This window comes from Bradyrhizobium tropiciagri, assembly GCF_001189845.1.
GTDB lineage: Bacteria > Pseudomonadota > Alphaproteobacteria > Rhizobiales > Xanthobacteraceae > Bradyrhizobium > Bradyrhizobium tropiciagri.
Genome location: NZ_LFLZ01000002.1, coordinates 242,586 through 260,367, shown reverse-complemented (window position 1 = coordinate 260,367; position 17,782 = coordinate 242,586). Strand labels below are relative to the sequence as shown.

The window sequence follows — 17,782 nt, the reverse complement described above, 5'->3', positions numbered from 1 at the left end:
ATCAAACTCGCATCAGCAGCTGAAAAAACTTCAGGCTTCCTGTCCGCCCCCAAGCTGCGCGAGGCTCTCATTGAAGCCTGAATTCCTGACGCTTCACTTTGGGGGTCTTCACGATGTTCAATTTCCGCCGAACCTTGTCAGCTGCCGCGCTATCGCTCGGGCTGATACCGGCAGCCACTAACCTTGCAAGCGCTGCCGATCTGCCGGTCAAGGCGCCCAAGCCGGCCGCCGACCTGCCGTTCTTTCTGGTCATCGACGACCGCGTGACCTATTCGTACATCTTCTCCGGTACCGATCCCGGCGTCTTCTCCGTTCGTCCCGACGGTAGCATCAACGGAAAGACCGCAAAGCAGGTCTACTCCTTCACGCACTTCGACATCTGGGCCTATGGCCAGAACTTTTTCACAATCTCGATGTACAAGTCGGATCACAACGACCCGGCGTCGCCGTGCTCGAATGTCGGCGTGACCATCACCGGAGCTCCAGCCACCTGCGCCGGCGCCACCGAGATCTACGGCCTGTTCCGGTCGACCTTCGGCTGGAATCAGATCTTCAACACCAAGGCGTTCAGCATGGGGCCGCTGAACAATATCTCGTTCGAAGTCGGCATGGACGCCAACACGGAGAACAACTTCCTCGCGCCGGCCAAGCGTGACGTCGTTGCCGGTCTCCAGTTCGAATTCAATCTTCCCTACAAGGGTTACATCAACGTGTCGCCGTTGATGTACTACGAGTTCTCCAATCACAACGCGTTCGACCAGTGCGGTCTGTTCGGACCGGGTGTACCGGGCGTGACGTGCCTCATCGACGGCAACACCAAATTCAAGCCGACCTGGGCCGTCGAGGTAAACTACTATATGGATCTCGGCTTCCTGCCCGAGAACATGCAGTATTTCTCGATCAGCGGCCGCGCCGGCTGGTACGGCAAGAAGGGCACCGAGAACGAGCCGATGGCCTTCAATCCGGTCACCAACGTCAGCACGGCGGTCGAGCTCAACTCCGAGCCGATCCGCCTGACCTTCGACGCGAGCAAGGCGTTCTGGGGTCCGAAATACTCACACTTCGTCGACGTCTGGGTGGCCTATCGCTATTGGCAGAACAAGTTCGGCCTCGACCACGCCAAGAGTGTCGTCTGTAACGTCGCTGCCGGCGTCAGCAATAATTCCTGCACCGAGGAATCGCTCTATTCCGGCATCAGCGTGAAGTTCTGATCCACCTGGACCGTTCCACCGGGTGGCACTGATGGCGCCGCGATGCTCCCCGCGGCGCCATTTTTCTATTGCCGGGCAAGGGAATTAAGCTTCGCTGGTTCGGTTGCGTTGCCAGACGTCTTGATGGAGTGCCGCGGCCTCCGTCTCAAGCAGGGGTCCGACGATTTCGGTCGGGCGCTGTCCGCTGCCGAATACCTCGCGGCAAGGGAGGTTGAGCGTTGGATTCTCGGGGTGGTCGCCGGTGAGTTCGCGCAATGCATGCTCACTCAGGCCATAGACGACCCGGCCGATGCCTGCCCAATAGATTGCGCCCGCACACATGGCGCAAGGTTCCGCAGAAGAATAAAGCGTTGCTTGGCGCAAGACGCCGGCTGGAAGGGTCACGCAGGCCTGTGTTGCCAGCAGCCGCTCGGCATGCGCCGTGCCGTCGCGTGGCGGCATGAAGCCATTTTCGACTTCAAGCAGCACCCGCCTGTCGTGGTCGACCAGAATTGCGCCGAAGGGATGGTTGCCATGGGTGAGCGCCCGGCGCGCCACATCAAAGGACCTTCGCAGAAAATGCTCGTCGGCTTGCTCCTGGCTCAATGCCGCTATGGCGCCGTGATGCAGGATCTGCTGGCTCATCGTGACCTCGCGCTTTGGATCCCAGATCGCGATATCCGCATCCGAGCCGACCGCGATCGTGCCCTTGCGTGGATAGAGGCCGTAGGTCTTGGCGTGGTTGGTCGCCGACAGCGCGACGAAGCGGTTGAGATCGATGCGTCCGTTGGAGACGCCTTCGGAAAACAGGATCGGCAGCCGCGTCTCGATACCGGGAATGCCGTTCGGCACCCAGCGGAAGCTGGTGCGCCCCCTCGGCGCGAGCTTGCCGCTCTCGTCATAGCGGAACGGGCAGTGGTCGGAGGAGAACACGCTGAACACGCCCTGCTGGAGACCTTCCCTGCAGGCGACCTGACTTGCGGCATCGCGCGGCGGGGGCTGCAGACATTTTTGGCGCCTTCCATGTTGAGGCCCTCCATGTCCTTCTCGGTCAGCACCAGATACTGCGGACAAGTCTCGCCGAACACCTTCAACCCGCGCTGCTGGGCGAGGCGAATCTCCTCCATCGCTTCGCGGTTGGAAACGTGGACGATCATGACGGGAACGTCGATCAGCTCGGCAAGCGCAATCGCACGGTGGGTGGCCTCGCGCTCGACCGGGATCGGGCGCGACGTGCCATGGAAATGCGGCGCGGTCTTGCCGGCTCGTTCCAGGCGGTCGGTGAGGAAGCGGATGGCATCGAAGTTTTCCGCGTGCACCATCACCAGCGCGCCGGTCTCGCGCGCCACCGACATCACTTCCAGGATCTGGCGATCGCTGAGCGCGAGGTCCTCATAGGTCATGAATACCTTGAACGAGGTGTAGCCGTCCTTGATCAGCGCCGGCAGTTCCTGGCCGAGCACCTGCTCGGTCGGATCGGAGATGATGAGATGGAAGCTAACGTCGACGCAGCAATTGCCGTCGGCCTTGGCGTGATAGTCGCGCACCGCTTGGCGCCGGCTCTGTCCGCGTTCCTGCAGGCAGAACGGCAGCACCATGGTGTTGCCGCCGAAGGCGGCAGCGCGCGTGCCGCTTTCGAAATTATCGGCCATCACGATGCGGGGGCCATTCGGCTGCGAGATATGGACATGGCTGTCGATGCCGCCTGGCAACACCAGGCGATCGGTGGCATCGATAACCTGCCGTGCGGCGCCGAGATCAAGCCCGAGGGTAGTGATCCGTCCGGCCGAGATCCCGACGTCGCTCCGGAAGGTGTCGGAGGCTGTCGCCACGGTGCCGCCGCGAATGATGGTGTCGAACGTCATGTAGCATTCTCGGTCGAATCTGCCGGCTTCGCTTGCCCTCAGATAGTATAGTCTTGGTTCGTCGGACCGTCGCCATGGATCGCAGAAGGGGCGCTAACGGGGTTCGCATGGTGCGAAAGACCCGAGATACGCCTTTGGTCGCGGCTGCGCATAAGCCCCAATCTTGGATGTCCTGAGACCCAACGTTCCGAACGCTTCCGCCAGCTTGACCGCACACGCGACCCCGTCGATCACGGGCAGCCCGTGGGTTTCCGAAAGCCGCGCGGCCAAATCGGCCATGCCGGCGCATCCGAGCACGACCACTTCGGCGTGGTCCTCCCGCTTCGATCGTTCGATTTCCGCGCTGATCTGTGCGACCGCATTGGACGCGGGGTCGTCGAGTGACAGAACGGGCACTTCGCATGCGCGCACCCTCGCGCACCGGCTGGCCAGCCCGTACTTCAAAAGATTGTTCTCAACGGCCGCAATGGACCGGGAGAGGGTGGTCACGACCGTGAAGCGATGACCGAGCATCGTGGCCAAACGAAACGCCGCCTCGCCGATACCGATGACGGGAGCCTGCGCGATGCAGCGCGCCGCATCGAGGCCGGTATCGTCGAAACAAGCAATGATGTGAGCAGAAACGCCTGTTGCGTCGCCTTGGACGATTTCGGCCAGCAGCCCGGGCACCGAAAATGCCTCGTCATAATACCTTCGATGGAGACCGGCCCATCCGCCGGGTTGACGGCGATGATCTCCGTCCCCTGGGCGGCAACGGCGCGGCCGGCTCGGCCGATCTTTTCCGTCATGGCGGCGGTGGTGTTCGGGTTGACGATCAGGATGCGCATGAGGTTGGTTCTACACCATTCCCTTGCCGGCGTCCGACCCGTGGCGTCGTTGCCGGGCCTGAAGCACGAGAATGACAACGAGCGCCGAAAAAATCACGAGAAAGGATACCGCGCTCGTCAGTGTTCCCAGCGCATAGATGTCCGGCTTTGTCACGGTGGTTGTCAGACCCTGCAAATCGAGCGGCAGCGTGTTGACCGAGCCGATGGTCTGGCTCGATCGTGCGAGTTCGTCCCAGGACAAGGTAAATCCGAACAGGCCGATACCCACGACGGACGGCAGGATAATAGGTAGCACGACATGGCGAAATGTTTGCCAAGGCGTTGCGCCGAGGTCGCGCGCCGCCTCTTCAAGACGGCCATCGAACCTGTTGAAGATCGCAAACATGATCAACAGGCCGAAGGGCAGGGTCCAGGTCAGATGCGCGCCGAGGCCGGACGTGAAAAGCCCCATCGCCGTCGTCCAATTCGCAGCGCCGCTCTTGATGATGAAATCGTCAAGCAGGCGGAATTCCAGGGCGATGCCGAGCGAGGTGATGATCGAGGGCATGATCAGGCTTGCGATCGCAACATAAAACAGAAAGGTCGCACCGCGGAACGATCTGCGGAAGGCGAGGCCGGCCGAAACGGAAAGAACGACCGTCAACACCATGACCATGAGGCCGAGCTGAAGCGATCGCTTGAATGCTGCCCCGATGTCGACGATGCCCGAACCCGAGAACACCTTGCCGAACCACACTAGCGACACGCCGTTCATGGGGAAGGTCAGACCACCATCGGGGCCTTGGAACGACAGGATGTAGATCGCGAACATTGGTCCATAGAGGAACAGGACATAGGCGCTGAAGAACGCAGCGAGAAAGTAAAAGGACCTCGGCCGCCTCTCGCTCATCTCACAGCTCCTTACGGATATCGACGATCCGGGTCAGCGCCGAAATGATCAGGATCGTGACGCCGAGCAGGATGACCGCGTTGGCTGCCGCCGCCGGAAACTGCAACGCATTCAGGCGCGACTCAATGATCTTCCCGGCCGACGCAATCTGCTGGCCGCCCATCACGCCTATCGTGACGAAATCTCCCATCACGATCGTGATCACGAAGATCGAGCCGATGACGATACCGGGTTTGGTCAGCGGAATGATGACGTTCACCAGCGTCTGCCATCCGCTGGCGCCGGCATCATAGGCGGCTTCGATCAACCGCTTGTCGATGCGGATCATCGAATTGAAGATCGGCACCACCATGAAGAACGTGAAGAGGTGAACGAGAGCGAGCACGACCGAAAACTCGGAGAACAGCAGCCACTCCAGCGGCTGTTTGATCAAACCTGCGCCCTCGAGGCCCCTGTTGACCAATCCGTTCCGGCCAAGAAGCGGAATCCACGCAATCATGCGGATGACGTTCGACGTCCAGAAAGGGATGGTGCAAAGCAGGGTGAGCACGATCTGCCAGGTCTTGGATCGGACGTGGAACGCGAGAAAATAGGCGACAGTAAAGCCGATCAGCAGGGTCAGGCCCCAGGTCAGCAGGCATAATTTCAGCGTGTTCAGATAGGTCTTCAGGATGGTGCAGAGATTGGGCAGGTCGGCAATGCATCCTTCGAACGTATCGGTGTAGCCGCGCAGGCTGAAGGCCGGAATCATCTCATATTCGTTGTAGTCCCATGCGCTGACGATCGTCACGAAGAGCAACGGCAGCAGAAAGAACAGCGCGAAAACGAGCATCATCGGTGCGGCTTGCAGCCAGGCAACGAAGGTCTTGCGGTCTTGCGTCATTGAAAGGCCGGTCGCGGTGATGGCGAAGCAGGACTTGCCATACGCTTTGGCCCGGCAAGTCCTGCCGCTCAAGTCATCTGGATTGCATCAAGCGGCGATGAATTCATTCCACTTGCGCACCATGTAATCGTTCTCGTCCATGACCGCGTTCCAGCAGGCGACGGCGCCCATGCGATCGTCGTAGGATCCGCCGTCACGCTTGGCGCCGGCCTTCTCGAGAATGGTGCCGTCGGGCGCCTTGATGTCGTTGACGGCGGCCTTACCTTCCATCCAGTAGCCCCACTCGTCCGCCGTCATGTTGGCCTTGGCGGTCGACAGCACAGCGGAATAATAGCCCTGACGATTGAGATAGGCGCCTGCCCAGCCCGACAGATACCAATTCACGAATTCATAGGCCCAATCGAGCTTGGGCCCCGAAACCGCCTTCGAGACGCAGAAGCCCGACGCCCACGAGCGATAGCCTTCCTTGAGCGGCTGGAAGGTGCAGGGGATTCCCATCGAGCGTACCTTGGTGACCGCGGGCGACCACATCGACTGGATGACGGTTTCACCCGATGCCATCAGGTTGACGGACTCGTTGAAGTCCTTCCAGAACGCGCGGAACTGGCCGGCCTTCTTGGCTTCCGTCATGATCTTCATGGTGAGATCAATCTCGGGCTTCGTCATGTTGCCCTTGTCGGCATAGGTGTGTTGACCGCTGGCTTCGACCACCATCGCGGCATCCATGATTCCAATCGACGGAATGTTGAGAATCGAGGCCTTGCCCTTGAATTCGGGGTTGAGCAGTTCGGTCCAGGATGAAATCGGCCGCTTGATCAGGTCGGGCCGGATGCCGAGCGTATCGGCGTTGTAGACGGTGGGGATCAGCGTCACGAACTCGGTCGGCGTCTTGGAGAATGTCTTCGAGTTCGCGCCCTCGAGATAGAGCACCTTCCATGGCGCGGTGCCCTGATCACCGATCTTCTTACCGTTCGGCAACTGACCCTTGGTGAACACCGGCGTGATGTTGTCGAATTCCTTGATCTTCCTGGCGTCGAGCGCAAAGATATTGCCCGACGGCACGAGCTTCCTCAGCGAAAAATATTCCGTATCCAGCACGTCGAACGAGTTCGGCTGGGTAATCACGCGCTTGGTCACATCGTCAGTGGTTGCCGTGATGTACTCGATCTTGATCCCGGTATCTGCCAGGCACTTCTTTGAGATCTCGTCGCCTTCGTTGACCGCCGTGCCGAGATAGCGCAGGACTTTCGGATCGGCGGCGTGGACATAGGGGAATCCGGTAATTGCGCCTGAACCTGCTGCAAGGCCAACCGCGCCGGCCGCGCCCTTCAACACCGCGCGACGGTTGATGCCACGATTGATTTTCGAGGATTTGGCCATGACTATCTCCTTTTGTATCACGCTGCCTTTTCAGGCGACCGGACGATTGCAGAACTGGTGGACTTGAGAAGGCTGGCTTGGGCCGGATCCCATGTGGCGAGAACGCGCTCACCGACGGCGTAGTTGGCGGCGTCGAATTCGGTTTCGGTGACCTGGGCCGAGATCTCCGGTCCGCCCTCGATGGCGATGACGACCCGGACATAGGTCCCCTGGTATTCGACCTCGCTGATGGTGCCCGCAACCGACGGACCAGCGACGGCTTCGCTCGGCCTTTTCAGCATCAGCCGATCGACCCGAACTGCGAAGGTCTCACCGCCCACCGCAATGACATTGTGGCCGCCGATGAACTTTGCCGTGAACTCGGTTCGGGGATGGTTGAAGATGTCACGCGGCGAACCCTGCTGCTCGATCCGGCCGCCGTTCATCAGCACCACGATGTCGGCCAGCGCCATCGCCTCGTCTTGGCCGTGCGTCACATGGATGAAGGTCAGCCCGAGCTCGCGCTGCAGCTTTTTCAGTTCGGCTCGCATCCGCAGTCGCAAAAACGGATCAAGCGCCGAAAGCGGCTCATCCAGCAGCAGGATTTGGGGAGAGGTGATCAGCGCGCGCGCCAGCGCCACGCGCTGCTGCTGGCCGCCCGAAAGCTGGCCGGGTAGCCTTGCCGCATAAGGCTGCATGTCGACGAGCTCCAGCAATTTTCTGGCCTCGGCATGGCGCACGGCCTTGGCTACGCCTTTCATCTTCAAGGCGAAGCCGACATTGTCGATGACGGAAAGATGAGGGAACAGGGCGTAAGACTGGAACATCATCGCCGTGCTTCGATCGGCAGGCGGCAAGTCCGTCACATTCTTCGGCCCGACAAGGATGTCGCCTGAGGTCACCGATTCATGACCGGCCACCATGCGCAGTGTGGATGTTTTGCCGCAGCCGGACGGTCCGAGCAGGCAACAATAGGAGCCGGCAGGAATCCTGAGGTTGATGGCGTCAACGGCGGTGACGCCGCCGTACATCTTCGTCAATTGCACCAGTTCGAGCGCCGCCGTCGTCGTCATCCGCACCATACCGCATCGTTTCACCGAGGACCCAGGGCGAACTGTCGCTCGGGGCGCGATGCGTGATGGGATGCAACAGGTGTGCCAAAAATTGCGACAGTGGACCCAAAAACTGGGCACATTCCGCCGTTCGACGCAGTCGCCTGCGCCGCTCTGACCCGATTTCGCAGGTCAAGCTGTCGCGTTAGCCAGCTTCCTCAGGCTTAGTTACGTAAGCGATTGAGGCGATGTCAAAAAAGGTCTTTTCGCAAGCCAATGCCGACCCCATCGAAGCTTTCCGCGTTCGAAGGCGCTGCCGGCCGTTGTGTGTTGATGGATCCTTTCGTTGGCCTCGAGCAATATGAGGGGCATGGGGCGTGCGCACAAAATCGGTCAGGTTGATCGCATTTTCATCAGAGCCGATGCCGTACGTCTACTTGGTGCCGAACATGCGGTCCCCGGCATCGCCCAAGCCTGGCACGATGTAACCGTGATCGTTCAGTCTTTCGTCGATCGCAACCGTCCAGATCGGGACGTCGGGACACTCATCCTGAAATCGGGCGATCCCCTCGGGAGCGGCGAGCAGGCAGACGAACCGGATGTCTCGGGCGCCTCGCGACTTGAGCAGGCTGACCGCAGCACAGGCTGAGTTTCCGGTGGCAAGCATCGGATCCAGGAGGATCACGATGCGCTCCGACACATCCTGCGGCGCCTTAAAGAAGTATTCCACGGCTTCAAGTGTTTCCGGATCCCGATAGAGGCCGATATGCGCTACGCGCGCTGAGGGAACGAGCGCCAGCATCCCGTCGAGAAATCCGACGCCCGCCCGCAAAATCGGAGCGAGTGTGAGTTTCTTGCCAGCGATTTTCGGTGCCTTCATCGCAGCGACCGGCGTATCGATGTCGACCATCTCCAACGGCAAGTCCCGGGTGACCTCATAGCAGAGCAGCATTCCGATCTCGTTCAGAAGCTCGCGAAATCCCTTGGTCGAGCGGTCCTTGTCGCGCATCAGCGAGAGCTTGTGCTGGACCAGGGGATGGCTGACGAGGTTTACGCTCTTGGTCATGAGATTGCTTTATCCGGGGGGCGCGTGGGATGTTGTGCAAGGAGCGTGCCCATGCTGCTTCTGACCATCGGGTGCCGCTTCGTTCATTGGGCGGGCAAACAGGGGCGGGCATCGCTGCAAAGGTCATGATCGCGTCGTAAACTCTGCTGTTAATGCCCGCGCCTTCCGAAACGGCCGTTGTCTTCAGGCGCGATTCGGCCATACTAGAGAATCCCCCGATTGCCGGAAACCCGGCCTGTCCGCCCGGCCGTCAGTCGATATCCGTTGGTGCGCGATGACTCGCTCTAATCGAACTGATCATATCCGGATTACATCCCATCCGGCGCCGGGCGCGAAGATCGATTTCCCGATTCATTGGGGAGCGGCCACGGCGCGTGAGCGCGGGCCGGTGATCGGGACGGTTTCACGCCCCCAGCAGCGCAATGTCATCGGCACCCACAGCGGCTCCTATTCGATCTATCGCGCGCTGGCGGTCTCGTCGGGCGCACTCGACCCGATCCGGCGTCCGGACTTGACCAATACGCAACCTGCCGCCACGGTTGGGCCATTCCCGCAATGGACCGATCCGAACCGGATCGTCTCGCTCGATCCATGGGGACACCTTGCTGCAGAGGCGTTCGCGAAAGAGATCGCCGAGGGCGTCGATATCCGTCCGAGCATTGCCGTCACCCGCGCCCGCCTCGATTTGCCCGAGTTACATGCGGCGATCGCCGCCGGTCGGCTCAAGCGTGACGGTGTTGTCGTTCACGAGAGTGGCAGCGTCTCCGTTGTCAAGATCGCGATCGACCCGGTCTGGTATCTGCCCGGAATCGCAGCGCGCTTCGCCACGACCGAAAGCAATCTGCGCCGGCAATTGTTCGAGCAGACAGCCGGCATGTTTCCGGAACTGGTGACACGGCCTGACCTTCACGTGTTCCTGCCGCCGATCGGTGGCACCACGGCCTATTTGTTCGGCGACGTCGCCAAACTGCCGGACCATCGCACCAGAATCACCTGCCGCGTGCATGACGAATGCAACGGCTCCGACGTGTTCGGCTCGGACATCTGCACCTGCCGCCCATATCTGCTGCACGGCATCGAGGAATGCGTGCGCGCCGGACAGACCGGCGGGCTCGGCATCATCATCTACAACCGCAAGGAAGGTCGCGCCCTCGGTGAGGTGACCAAATTCCTAGTCTACAATGCGCGAAAGCGGCAGGACGGCGGCGATGCCGCCGCCCAGTATTTCGAACGTACCGAATGCGTCGCGGGGGTTCAGGATGCCCGATTCCAGCAGTTGATGCCTGATGTCGTGCACTGGCTCGGACTGAAGCGGATCGATCGCTTCGTTTCGATGAGCGACATGAAGTATGACGCGCTGGTGAGCCAAGGCATCGACATCGTCGAGCGCGTGCCGATCCCCGACGATCTGGTGCCGGCCGATGCCCAAGTGGAGATCGTCGCCAAGAAGGCGGCCGGCTACTACTCGGCCGAGGAGCCAACCGAGCGGGACTTCGTCGGCCGCTCGCTCGACAAGTATTGAGCGCGGCTGTGAGCCCCGAGGCGTCGGCGGCCCTGTCGTTGCTCAATGCAGGCGCGGTGCGCGAGCGCGCGCACAAGCTTCTTGCCGTCGGCCTCGAGGACCGGCTGCCGAACTTCCACGTCGACCTCGACCGCATGGATGCGACGGCCGAACTGGTGGTGGAGACCACGCGAAAGGCGTATCCCTCGCTGGCCGTGCCGTTCCATTCGCGCTGGCGGCATTTTTCTAGTGACGGTGCCGATCGCTGGACGGCCCTGGCTGACCGGGTCGCATGGCAGGATTCCGCGGCACGGGCCCGTGCCGAATTCGATCTGGCCATGGTCAGCGTCTTTCTCGACGCCGGCGCCGGGCCATCATGGCGTTACCACGACCCTGTGACCGGATCGGCGATTGGCCGTTCGGAGGGATTGGGACTGGTCTCGCTTGCGATGTTTGCCGCTGGCGCATTCTCCTGCGATCAGCGGCAGCCGCTTCGCGCCGATGCCGAGGTGCTCGCGAATCTATCCGTGACCGACCTCGCACGCGGCATGCAGGTGTCGGACGCCAATCCGCTGGTCGGCGTCGACGGCAGGGTGAATCTGTTGCGCAGCCTCGGCCGCCTGGTGGCCGCGAAGTCCGATGTCTTCGGCAGCTGCGATACGCCGCGGCCCGGCGGGCTGTTCGATCGGCTGGCATCGCTGACCGACGATCGCAGACTTCCCGCGCCGACGATACTGTCGGTGCTTTTGACGGAGCTTGGGCCGATCTGGCCGTCGCGACTGAGGCTTGGCGGGATCGCGCTCGGTGATTGCTGGAAGCATCCGGTCCTGGCGACTGACGATGTGACCAGCCAGCTCATGCCGTTGCACAAGCTTTCGCAGTGGTTGGCCTATTCGCTGATCGAGCCGCTGCAGAATGCTGGCATTGCCGTGACCGATATCGATGGGTTGACCGGCCTTGCCGAGTATCGAAATGGTGGTCTTTTCCTCGACAATGGCGTGCTGACATTCTGCGACGAGGGCGATGCATTCCGGGAGCATGATGTCGCTTCGCCGCTTGTTGTGGAATGGCGGGGGCTGACGGTGGCGTTGCTCGACCGCGTCGCGGATGATGTGCGGCGTCGTCTCGGGCTCGACGCAAACGCGCTGCCGCTGGCGAAAATCCTCGAAGGAGGAACCTGGGCTGCGGGCCGACGGCTGGCGCGTGAGCGCCGCGCCGACGCGTCGCCTCCGATCAAGATCATCAGCGATGGTACGGTGTTTTAGGGCAGGGGGGCTCGGTATGGAAGGAGTCACGATCGTTAGCCACCCGCTGGTACAGCACAAGCTGACACTGTTGCGCAGCAAGGACACCTCGACCAAGTCGTTTCGAGAACTCCTCAAGGAGATCGGGATGCTTCTCTGCTACGAAGTGACCCGCGATCTGCCACTGGCGGATGTCGAGATCGAGACACCGCTGGCGAAAATGAAATCGCCGGAGATATCAGGCAAGAAACTGGTGTTCGCACCTGTGTTGCGCGCCGGTGTCACTTTTGCAGAAGGCATGCTGGACCTCGTGCCGACGGCGCGTGTCGCCCATATCGGCCTTTATCGCGAGCCCGAAACATTCGTGGCCGTGGAGTATTTTTTCAAGGCGCCGAGCGATCTGCACGAGAGACTCGTGATCGTGATTTCCCCGGTGCTGGCGACAGCCAATCTGTCCGTCGCGGCGGTGGACCGGCTGAAGGAGCGTGGTGCCAACGACATCCGGTTGGTCAGTCTGATCGCCGCTCCTGAAGGGGTCGAACGCATGCGCGGCATTCACCCGGATGTTCCAATCTGGCTTGCCGCGATCGACGAAGGGCTGGACGAAAAACGCCTTCATCCTGCCGGGCCTTGGCGATGCGGGTGACCGTGCCTACGGGACTCGATAGTCGAGGCTGGTCGGAGGATTCGGCGATCAATCGCTTTCGTCGGAAACATCCGGCAGCTCTGCGAGCCTCGGAATGAACCGTACCGCAACGTTTGCTTCCTTCAGCATCGTACCGGCAATCGCAAAATCCTGGGACCAGTTGGAATTCGGCCGGTCAGGCTCATAGCCGACGACCTCCGATATGCCCGATTGGATAATCGCCTTGGTGCATTCCACGCAGGGGAACCAGGGCACGTAGATCGTGCAGCCCTTGAGCGCTATCCCGATGCGCGCAGCGTTGAAAATGGCGTTCTGCTCGGCATGGCAGCTCCAGACGTATTTTGCGCCGGTGATACGGGAGTGCCGCTCTTCCACCGCATCGTTGACCCCGCGTGGCAGGCCATTGTACCCGGTCGAGCGGATCTCATAATCGGGCCCGACCACGACGGCGCCCACGCGGCGTCCCTTTTCAATGCTCCAGTGCGCCAAATGATGCGCCAGAAGCATGAACCGCTCATCCCACTTCCCGTCTCGCAATTTGTCCGACCTCGCTAACGTGCGCCCAGCATCAAACAGGCGCTAAAAAAGTCAACAGCCGGTTTCCTCGTGCCTCCTTTGCCGCATTCAGTCCAGCAACCAGCTCGCCTGCCGAACTTCGCTCAGGAACGCCTTCGCCAACCGCGACAAGGGCTCTGCCTCCGACCATAGCATGTAGGCGACAGCGAGTGTCTTGGGCGCGAAGGGGCGCACGACAAGACCGTTGCTGCCGCCTTGGCGCGGAGAGAAGGGATCGACGACGGCCGCACCGACGCCAGCGGCCGCCAGCACGCAGGCCGTATTGCAATAGCGCACTTCGACGGTCGGCTGGAACGGCGCGCCGGCTCGGGCAAAGCTGTCACGCACGGCTTCACCGAGGCGGGTGCCTCGCTCGAGCCCGATGAAGGGCAGGTCGACCAGGTCGGCTGCGGAGGCGATCGGCTGTCCGGCCAGCGGATGTTGCGGCGGCAACAGCACGTAGGCCATTTCGCCGGAATGAACAACCTCATGCGCAATGCCCGGATGATGCGCCAGGCCGAGTGCTGGCGCCTCAGCGCGCAGGGCTGTGCTGGAGAGGGCGGCGAGGATCAGAAGGGCAGAAGCGAACGAGCGCGCGATTTTCATGGACGTCCTGGTGACGATGTCGACATACAAGACCGCCCGTGGGGCGGACGGTGTAACGCGAATGTGGGGCGGCTAGGCGATCGCCCGGATCGCGTTTGAGTAGATGCTTGCCGGACGGTTCAGTCCGTAATGGTCGCGCAACATGGCGCCCTCATAATCGTGGCGGAACAGGCCGCGTTTGCGCAGGATCGGCACGACCTGCTCGGCGAACAGATCGAAGCCGCCGGGCAGCCAGGGCGGCATGACGTTGAAGCCGTCGGCCGCGCCGTTCTCGAACCAGGTTTGGATGTTGTCGGCGATCTTCTCCGGCGCGCCGGCGATCACCCAATGGCCGCGTGCGCCGGCGAGGCGTTGCACCAGCTGGCGGATGGTCGGCTTCTCGCGATCGACAATGTCGACGACGAGCTTGAACCGGCTGGCGACACCGCGCGCGCTGTCGGTGTCGATCAGATGGCGCGGGAACGGGCCATCGAGGTCGAAGCCGGAAAGGTCGAGCCCGAGCATTTGGCGAAGCTGGATCAGCGAGTATTCCGGCTGGATCAGCTCGTTGAATTCGTCTTGCAGCCGATCTGCCTCGGCCTGCGTGCTGGCGACGAACGGACTGATGCCGGGCAGGATCTTGATCTGATCGGGACCGCGGTCGAAGGCGCGGGCTTGCCGCTTGATGTCGGCATAGAATTCCTGGGCGCTCGACAGTGTCTGGTGCGCGGTGAAGATCGCTTCCGCGAACCGCGCCGCGAAGGCGCGTCCGTCGTCGGACGAGCCGGCCTGGACATAGACCGGTCGGCCCTGCGGTGTCCGCGAGATGTTGAGCGGGCCGCGGACGCGAAAGTGCTTTCCGACGTGGTCGATGGCATGGATCCTGGCGGTGTCGGCGAAGACGCCCGACGCGGGATCATTGACCAGCGCATCATCTTCCCAACTGTCCCACAGCCGCGTGATGACATCGAGATATTCGCGCGCGCGCTCGTAGCGCTCGTGATGCGGCGGGTGTTCGGGCAGGCCAAAGTTCTGCGCTGCCTGCGGCGAGCTCGTCGTCACGATGTTCCAGCCGGCGCGGCCGCGGCTGAGGTGATCCAGTGAAGCGAATAGCGCGCCAGATTGTATGGTTCGGTATAGGTCGTCGATGCGGTCGCGATCAGGCCGATGCGCTTGGTGGCGGACGCGATCGCGGTGAGCAGGGTGATCGGCTCGAGCCGAAACCGCGCGGCATGGGCGGACATTGTCGGCCAGCGCTGGCCCGTCGGCGAAGAAGACCGCGTCGAACTTGTGCGCCTCAGCGCGTTGCGCCAGCTCCTGATAGTAGGTGACATCAAGCAGGCGGTCGGGGGTTGAGTCCTTGTATCGCCAGGCCGCCTCATGATGGCCGTCCGGATAGATGAAGAAGTTGAGGGAAAGCTGCCGCTTGCTCATGGCTGGACCTTGCGAAGGTGGATCGGATCAGTTGGCGGCCGGCGCCTTGCGCGCGAAGGCAAAGCGAAGGTAGCGCTCGAGCGACAGGCCCTCGGGCGTCCGCTTGTCCTCGACGAGCCGCGCGAACGCCTGACCCACCAAATTGCGCTCGGCTGGCGAGAACGCTTCCAGAAAGTTCCCGAAGGCGCTTGCTTCCGACCAGCGCAGCAATGAAGCGGCATCGTCATGGATGTCGACCAGCGCGCGCAGCTCGCTACGGCTATCGATGAAGCCGTTGGCTGCGAACGATGCCGCAAGCTCCTCACCGGTCGATCCGAGCACTGGATTGGAATCCTGGCGGCGATCGCCGAGACCTGCTTCGGCGATGGCCTGGCTGAGCAGCACGCGGGATTGATGCGGTCGGGATGGATCCTGCACGTTCAGTCCGAGGCGGCCGCCCGGCTTCAGCACACGATGGATTTCCCGCAGGGCGCGGTCCTTGTCGGCAATCCAGTGAAACACGCTGTTCAGATAGACCGCGTCGAATTGGGCGTCGGCGAAGCGCGAGAGATCCTCCGCGCGGCCGGTGTCGAACTTGAGATTGCCGGCCTGCCGCAGCCGCGCGATCTCGATGCGGCCGGAAAGCGGATCGATGCCGATCACGCGGCCGTCCGGGCCGACCAGTCCGGCGACGAATTCCGCGAGCCGTCCGGTGCCGGTTCCGATATCGAGCACGTGATCGCCGGTCCGGATCGCCAGCGGCCCGATCAGGAATTTGCCGTGACGGAACTGAACCAATCCGGCTTCATCATAAGAGCGGGCGAGCTCTGGCGTGTCATTCTCGAGGCTGATGGCGCTGTCGGATTGCGGCATGTCGTTAGGTCCGTTGCTCGGGTGCTGCGCCAATGTTCAGCGCGCGCCTTGCATCGAACTCTACGTCGGCGCCGGTGAAATGAATTTGCGTTGTTGCGCGAGCGCCGAGCATGAATCTTATGAGCAGATTGCCGATCGGAGACGAGTGCGCGCGCGATGGCTGCGGAAGCGGGCGCGCGAGGCTGCTTCGCACGTTGATTGCGTGAGTTTTGCGTGTTGCAAAGTGCACGAGACGGCCGGCCTGATGATGAACATCGCAAATATTCCCGCAGGTGTGCTGCCGACGACGCGAACATTGCTCGGAGTCGGAAACAAAGCTGAATTCGTTTCATTGACTGAACCTCGATCGCTTTTACGATTTGCAACGTCAAAGCGAGGTTCTGCACCATGCCGCAATCCGATCCCGACAGCGTTGCCCGCGAAGCGCTTCGCCTGATCGGCCCTGATCCGCAAAACTGGGTGCCCGAGCGCGAAGCGATCGATCACAACGTGGTCGTGGTGGGCGGAGGGCAATCCGGCTCCGCCTTTGCCTTTGCGCTTCGGCGTGCCGGGATCGGCAAGGTCTCCGTGATCGATGCCGCGGCTGACGGTGCCAAAGCGGGCGTGTGGTTGACCAGCGCGCGCATGCACAAGCTGCGGACGCCGAAGACGCTTCCGGGACCCGAACTGGGCCTGCCGGGGCTCGGCTTCCAGGCCTGGTATGAAGCGCGCCATGGTGCGGCCGCCTATGATGCGCTCGATCGTATCCCGCGGCTCGATTGGGCGGCCTATCTCGACTGGTATCGCAGGGTCACCGGTGTTGCGGTTCGCTACGGCACGCGGCTGGTCCGCATCGAGCCGGCGGACGGGCATTTGCGACTGCATCTGGAGCGGAACGGCGCGGCCGTTATCGAGACCACGCGAAAGCTGGTGCTCGCGACGGGCTTTGCCGGCAGCGGCGGCGCGTCCGTGCCGGAGGTCTTGCAAGGCTTGCCGAAGCGGTTCTACGCGCATACCTCCGAGGCCATCGACTTCAGGAGCCTGCGCGGCCGCTCCGTCGCCGTGATCGGGAGCGCCGCATCGGCGTTCGATGCCGCGGCGGTCGCGCTGGAGGCCGGCGCGCGCGATGTCCACCTGTTCGCACGGCGCGAGACGCTGGCTTCGCTCCCGGTGATCCGGATCCGCGGCTATCCCGGCGCCTATGACAATTACGGCGCGCTGCCCGACGCGGTGCGTTGGCAACAGGCGATCCGCTTCCGGCAAGCCGGCTCGACGCCGCCGCCGGATGCGATCTCGCGGGCGGTGTCCTTTCCCAACTTCCATCTGCATTTGGGCGCGCCATGGACCTCGGCACGATTGCAGGGTGTGCGTCCCGTCGCGGTAACCATCCACGGCGAGTTCAGTTTCGACTTCGCGGTCGCCGGCACCGGCTATGCCGTCAGCCTGGGCGCGCAGAACGAGCTCGGCGATTTCGCAGATGAGATCCTGTTGTGGCGGGACCGCTTCGCTCCGCCTGCCGACGAGCGCGACGAGACATTAGCGGGCTATCCTTATCTCGGATCGGGGCATGAATATCTGGAGAGAGTACCGGGCCGTGCGCCGTATCTGAAAGACATCCACGTGTTCAATCCGGCGGCCTTCGTCAGCTTCGGCCTGCCGGTCGGGGACGTGCCGAGCTTCAAGCGCGATATTCCAGCGGTCGTGGCGCGGATCAGCCGCGATCTGTTCCTGGCGGATCTCGCGTCGCATGAAGCGCGCATCAACGGAACGATTGCGGAGGATTTTGCGCCGGAGCTCTATGCATCAGCGATCTGGCGGCCGCCGCAGCACGCCGCAGCCGAATAAGGCACGCTCG

The 17,782-nt window shown here is 62.1% G+C and carries 13 protein-coding genes and 5 pseudogenes; 6 read left to right on the top strand and 12 right to left on the bottom strand.

The window, feature by feature from the left end:
• Positions 1-113: 113 nt before the first annotated feature.
• Positions 114-1,211, top strand: coding sequence for a hypothetical protein (locus AKN84_RS02920; protein WP_050419259.1), 1,098 nt, complete (start codon positions 114-116; stop codon positions 1,209-1,211).
• A gap of 84 nt (positions 1,212-1,295) precedes the next feature.
• On the opposite strand, the gene AKN84_RS47695 is transcribed toward AKN84_RS02920, so the two are convergent.
• The 8 genes and pseudogenes from AKN84_RS47695 to upp (AKN84_RS02880) form a co-directional block, all read right to left on the bottom strand.
• Entirely contained in the window at positions 1,296-1,796 is a 501-nt protein-coding gene (locus AKN84_RS47695) for a nucleoside deaminase (RefSeq protein WP_283805484.1), read from the bottom strand.
• 9 nt (positions 1,797-1,805) lie between these two features.
• A pseudogene (hydA, locus tag AKN84_RS48730) lies at positions 1,806-3,055 on the bottom strand (dihydropyrimidinase); the annotation flags it as partial.
• A gap of 93 nt (positions 3,056-3,148) precedes the next feature.
• Positions 3,149-3,882, bottom strand: a pseudogene (locus AKN84_RS02905) (aspartate/glutamate racemase family protein).
• A gap of 10 nt (positions 3,883-3,892) precedes the next feature.
• Positions 3,893-4,771 (bottom strand): ABC transporter permease, encoded by an 879-nt coding sequence (locus tag AKN84_RS02900; protein WP_050419257.1) that lies wholly within the window; start codon positions 4,769-4,771, stop codon positions 3,893-3,895.
• 1 nt (position 4,772) lies between these two features.
• On the bottom strand, positions 4,773-5,654 hold the full coding sequence (locus tag AKN84_RS02895) for an ABC transporter permease (RefSeq protein WP_050419336.1): 882 nt from the start codon (positions 5,652-5,654) through the stop codon (positions 4,773-4,775).
• 87 nt (positions 5,655-5,741) lie between these two features.
• Positions 5,742-7,034 (bottom strand): ABC transporter substrate-binding protein, encoded by a 1,293-nt coding sequence (locus tag AKN84_RS02890; protein WP_050419256.1) that lies wholly within the window; start codon positions 7,032-7,034, stop codon positions 5,742-5,744.
• Between the two features lie 17 nt (positions 7,035-7,051).
• Entirely contained in the window at positions 7,052-8,086 is a 1,035-nt protein-coding gene (locus tag AKN84_RS02885; protein WP_050419335.1) for an ABC transporter ATP-binding protein, read from the bottom strand.
• Positions 8,087-8,498: 412 nt separating this feature from the next.
• A complete protein-coding gene (gene upp, locus AKN84_RS02880) occupies positions 8,499-9,131 on the bottom strand; it encodes a uracil phosphoribosyltransferase (RefSeq protein WP_050419255.1) in 633 nt (210 codons plus the stop codon).
• A 274-nt stretch (positions 9,132-9,405) separates the two neighbouring features.
• Here upp (AKN84_RS02880) and AKN84_RS02875 point away from each other — a divergent pair, with 274 nt between their 5' ends.
• The 3 genes and pseudogenes from AKN84_RS02875 (at position 9,406) to upp (AKN84_RS02865) (ending at position 12,544) form a co-directional block, all read left to right on the top strand.
• Complete coding sequence (locus AKN84_RS02875) at positions 9,406-10,653, top strand: GTP cyclohydrolase II (RefSeq protein WP_050419254.1); 1,248 nt, start codon at positions 9,406-9,408, stop codon at positions 10,651-10,653.
• An 8-nt stretch (positions 10,654-10,661) separates the two neighbouring features.
• Entirely contained in the window at positions 10,662-11,897 is a 1,236-nt protein-coding gene (locus AKN84_RS02870) for a URC4/urg3 family protein (RefSeq protein WP_128970364.1), read from the top strand.
• A 16-nt stretch (positions 11,898-11,913) separates the two neighbouring features.
• A pseudogene (upp, locus tag AKN84_RS02865) lies at positions 11,914-12,544 on the top strand (uracil phosphoribosyltransferase).
• Between the two features lie 26 nt (positions 12,545-12,570).
• Here upp (AKN84_RS02865) and AKN84_RS02860 read toward each other — a convergent pair.
• The 4 genes and pseudogenes from AKN84_RS02860 to AKN84_RS02845 all read right to left on the bottom strand — a co-directional run bounded on the left by AKN84_RS02860 (position 12,571) and on the right by AKN84_RS02845 (position 15,948).
• Positions 12,571-13,059 (bottom strand): deoxycytidylate deaminase, encoded by a 489-nt coding sequence (locus tag AKN84_RS02860; protein WP_283805483.1) that lies wholly within the window; start codon positions 13,057-13,059, stop codon positions 12,571-12,573.
• A gap of 87 nt (positions 13,060-13,146) precedes the next feature.
• A pseudogene (locus AKN84_RS02855) lies at positions 13,147-13,602 on the bottom strand (LysR substrate-binding domain-containing protein); the annotation flags it as partial.
• A gap of 153 nt (positions 13,603-13,755) precedes the next feature.
• A pseudogene (locus AKN84_RS02850) lies at positions 13,756-15,096 on the bottom strand (LLM class flavin-dependent oxidoreductase).
• A 27-nt stretch (positions 15,097-15,123) separates the two neighbouring features.
• Entirely contained in the window at positions 15,124-15,948 is an 825-nt protein-coding gene (locus AKN84_RS02845) for a class I SAM-dependent methyltransferase (RefSeq protein ID WP_050419251.1), read from the bottom strand.
• On the opposite strand from AKN84_RS02845, the gene AKN84_RS47685 reads away from it, so the two are divergent.
• Positions 15,926-16,384: a hypothetical protein gene (locus AKN84_RS47685; protein ID WP_162240840.1), complete on the top strand. Its 459-nt coding sequence runs from the start codon at positions 15,926-15,928 to the stop codon at positions 16,382-16,384. The genes AKN84_RS02845 and AKN84_RS47685 overlap by 23 nt on opposite strands.
• Positions 16,336-17,772, top strand: coding sequence for an FAD-dependent oxidoreductase (locus tag AKN84_RS02840; RefSeq protein ID WP_050419250.1), 1,437 nt, complete (start codon positions 16,336-16,338; stop codon positions 17,770-17,772). Before AKN84_RS47685 ends, AKN84_RS02840 begins: the two co-directional genes overlap by 49 nt.
• The last annotated feature ends 10 nt before the right edge of the window (positions 17,773-17,782 follow it).

Bases quoted from the DNA above. Each gene is read 5' to 3' on its own strand.
- AKN84_RS02920 (WP_050419259.1), top strand. From the start codon at position 114: ATGTTCAATTTCCGCCGAACCTTGTCAGCTGCCGCGCTATCGCTCGGG.
- AKN84_RS02900 (WP_050419257.1), bottom strand. From the start codon at position 4,771: ATGAGCGAGAGGCGGCCGAGGTCCTTTTACTTTCTCGCTGCGTTCTTC.
- AKN84_RS02895 (WP_050419336.1), bottom strand. From the start codon at position 5,654: ATGACGCAAGACCGCAAGACCTTCGTTGCCTGGCTGCAAGCCGCACCG.
- AKN84_RS02890 (WP_050419256.1), bottom strand. From the start codon at position 7,034: ATGGCCAAATCCTCGAAAATCAATCGTGGCATCAACCGTCGCGCGGTG.
- AKN84_RS02885 (WP_050419335.1), bottom strand. From the start codon at position 8,086: ATGACGACGACGGCGGCGCTCGAACTGGTGCAATTGACGAAGATGTAC.
- upp (WP_050419255.1), bottom strand. From the start codon at position 9,131: ATGACCAAGAGCGTAAACCTCGTCAGCCATCCCCTGGTCCAGCACAAG.
- AKN84_RS02875 (WP_050419254.1), top strand. From the start codon at position 9,406: ATGACTCGCTCTAATCGAACTGATCATATCCGGATTACATCCCATCCG.
- AKN84_RS47685 (WP_162240840.1), top strand. From the start codon at position 15,926: ATGGCGCTGTCGGATTGCGGCATGTCGTTAGGTCCGTTGCTCGGGTGC.
- AKN84_RS02845 (WP_050419251.1), bottom strand. From the start codon at position 15,948: ATGCCGCAATCCGACAGCGCCATCAGCCTCGAGAATGACACGCCAGAG.
- AKN84_RS02840 (WP_050419250.1), top strand. From the start codon at position 16,336: ATGCCGCAATCCGATCCCGACAGCGTTGCCCGCGAAGCGCTTCGCCTG.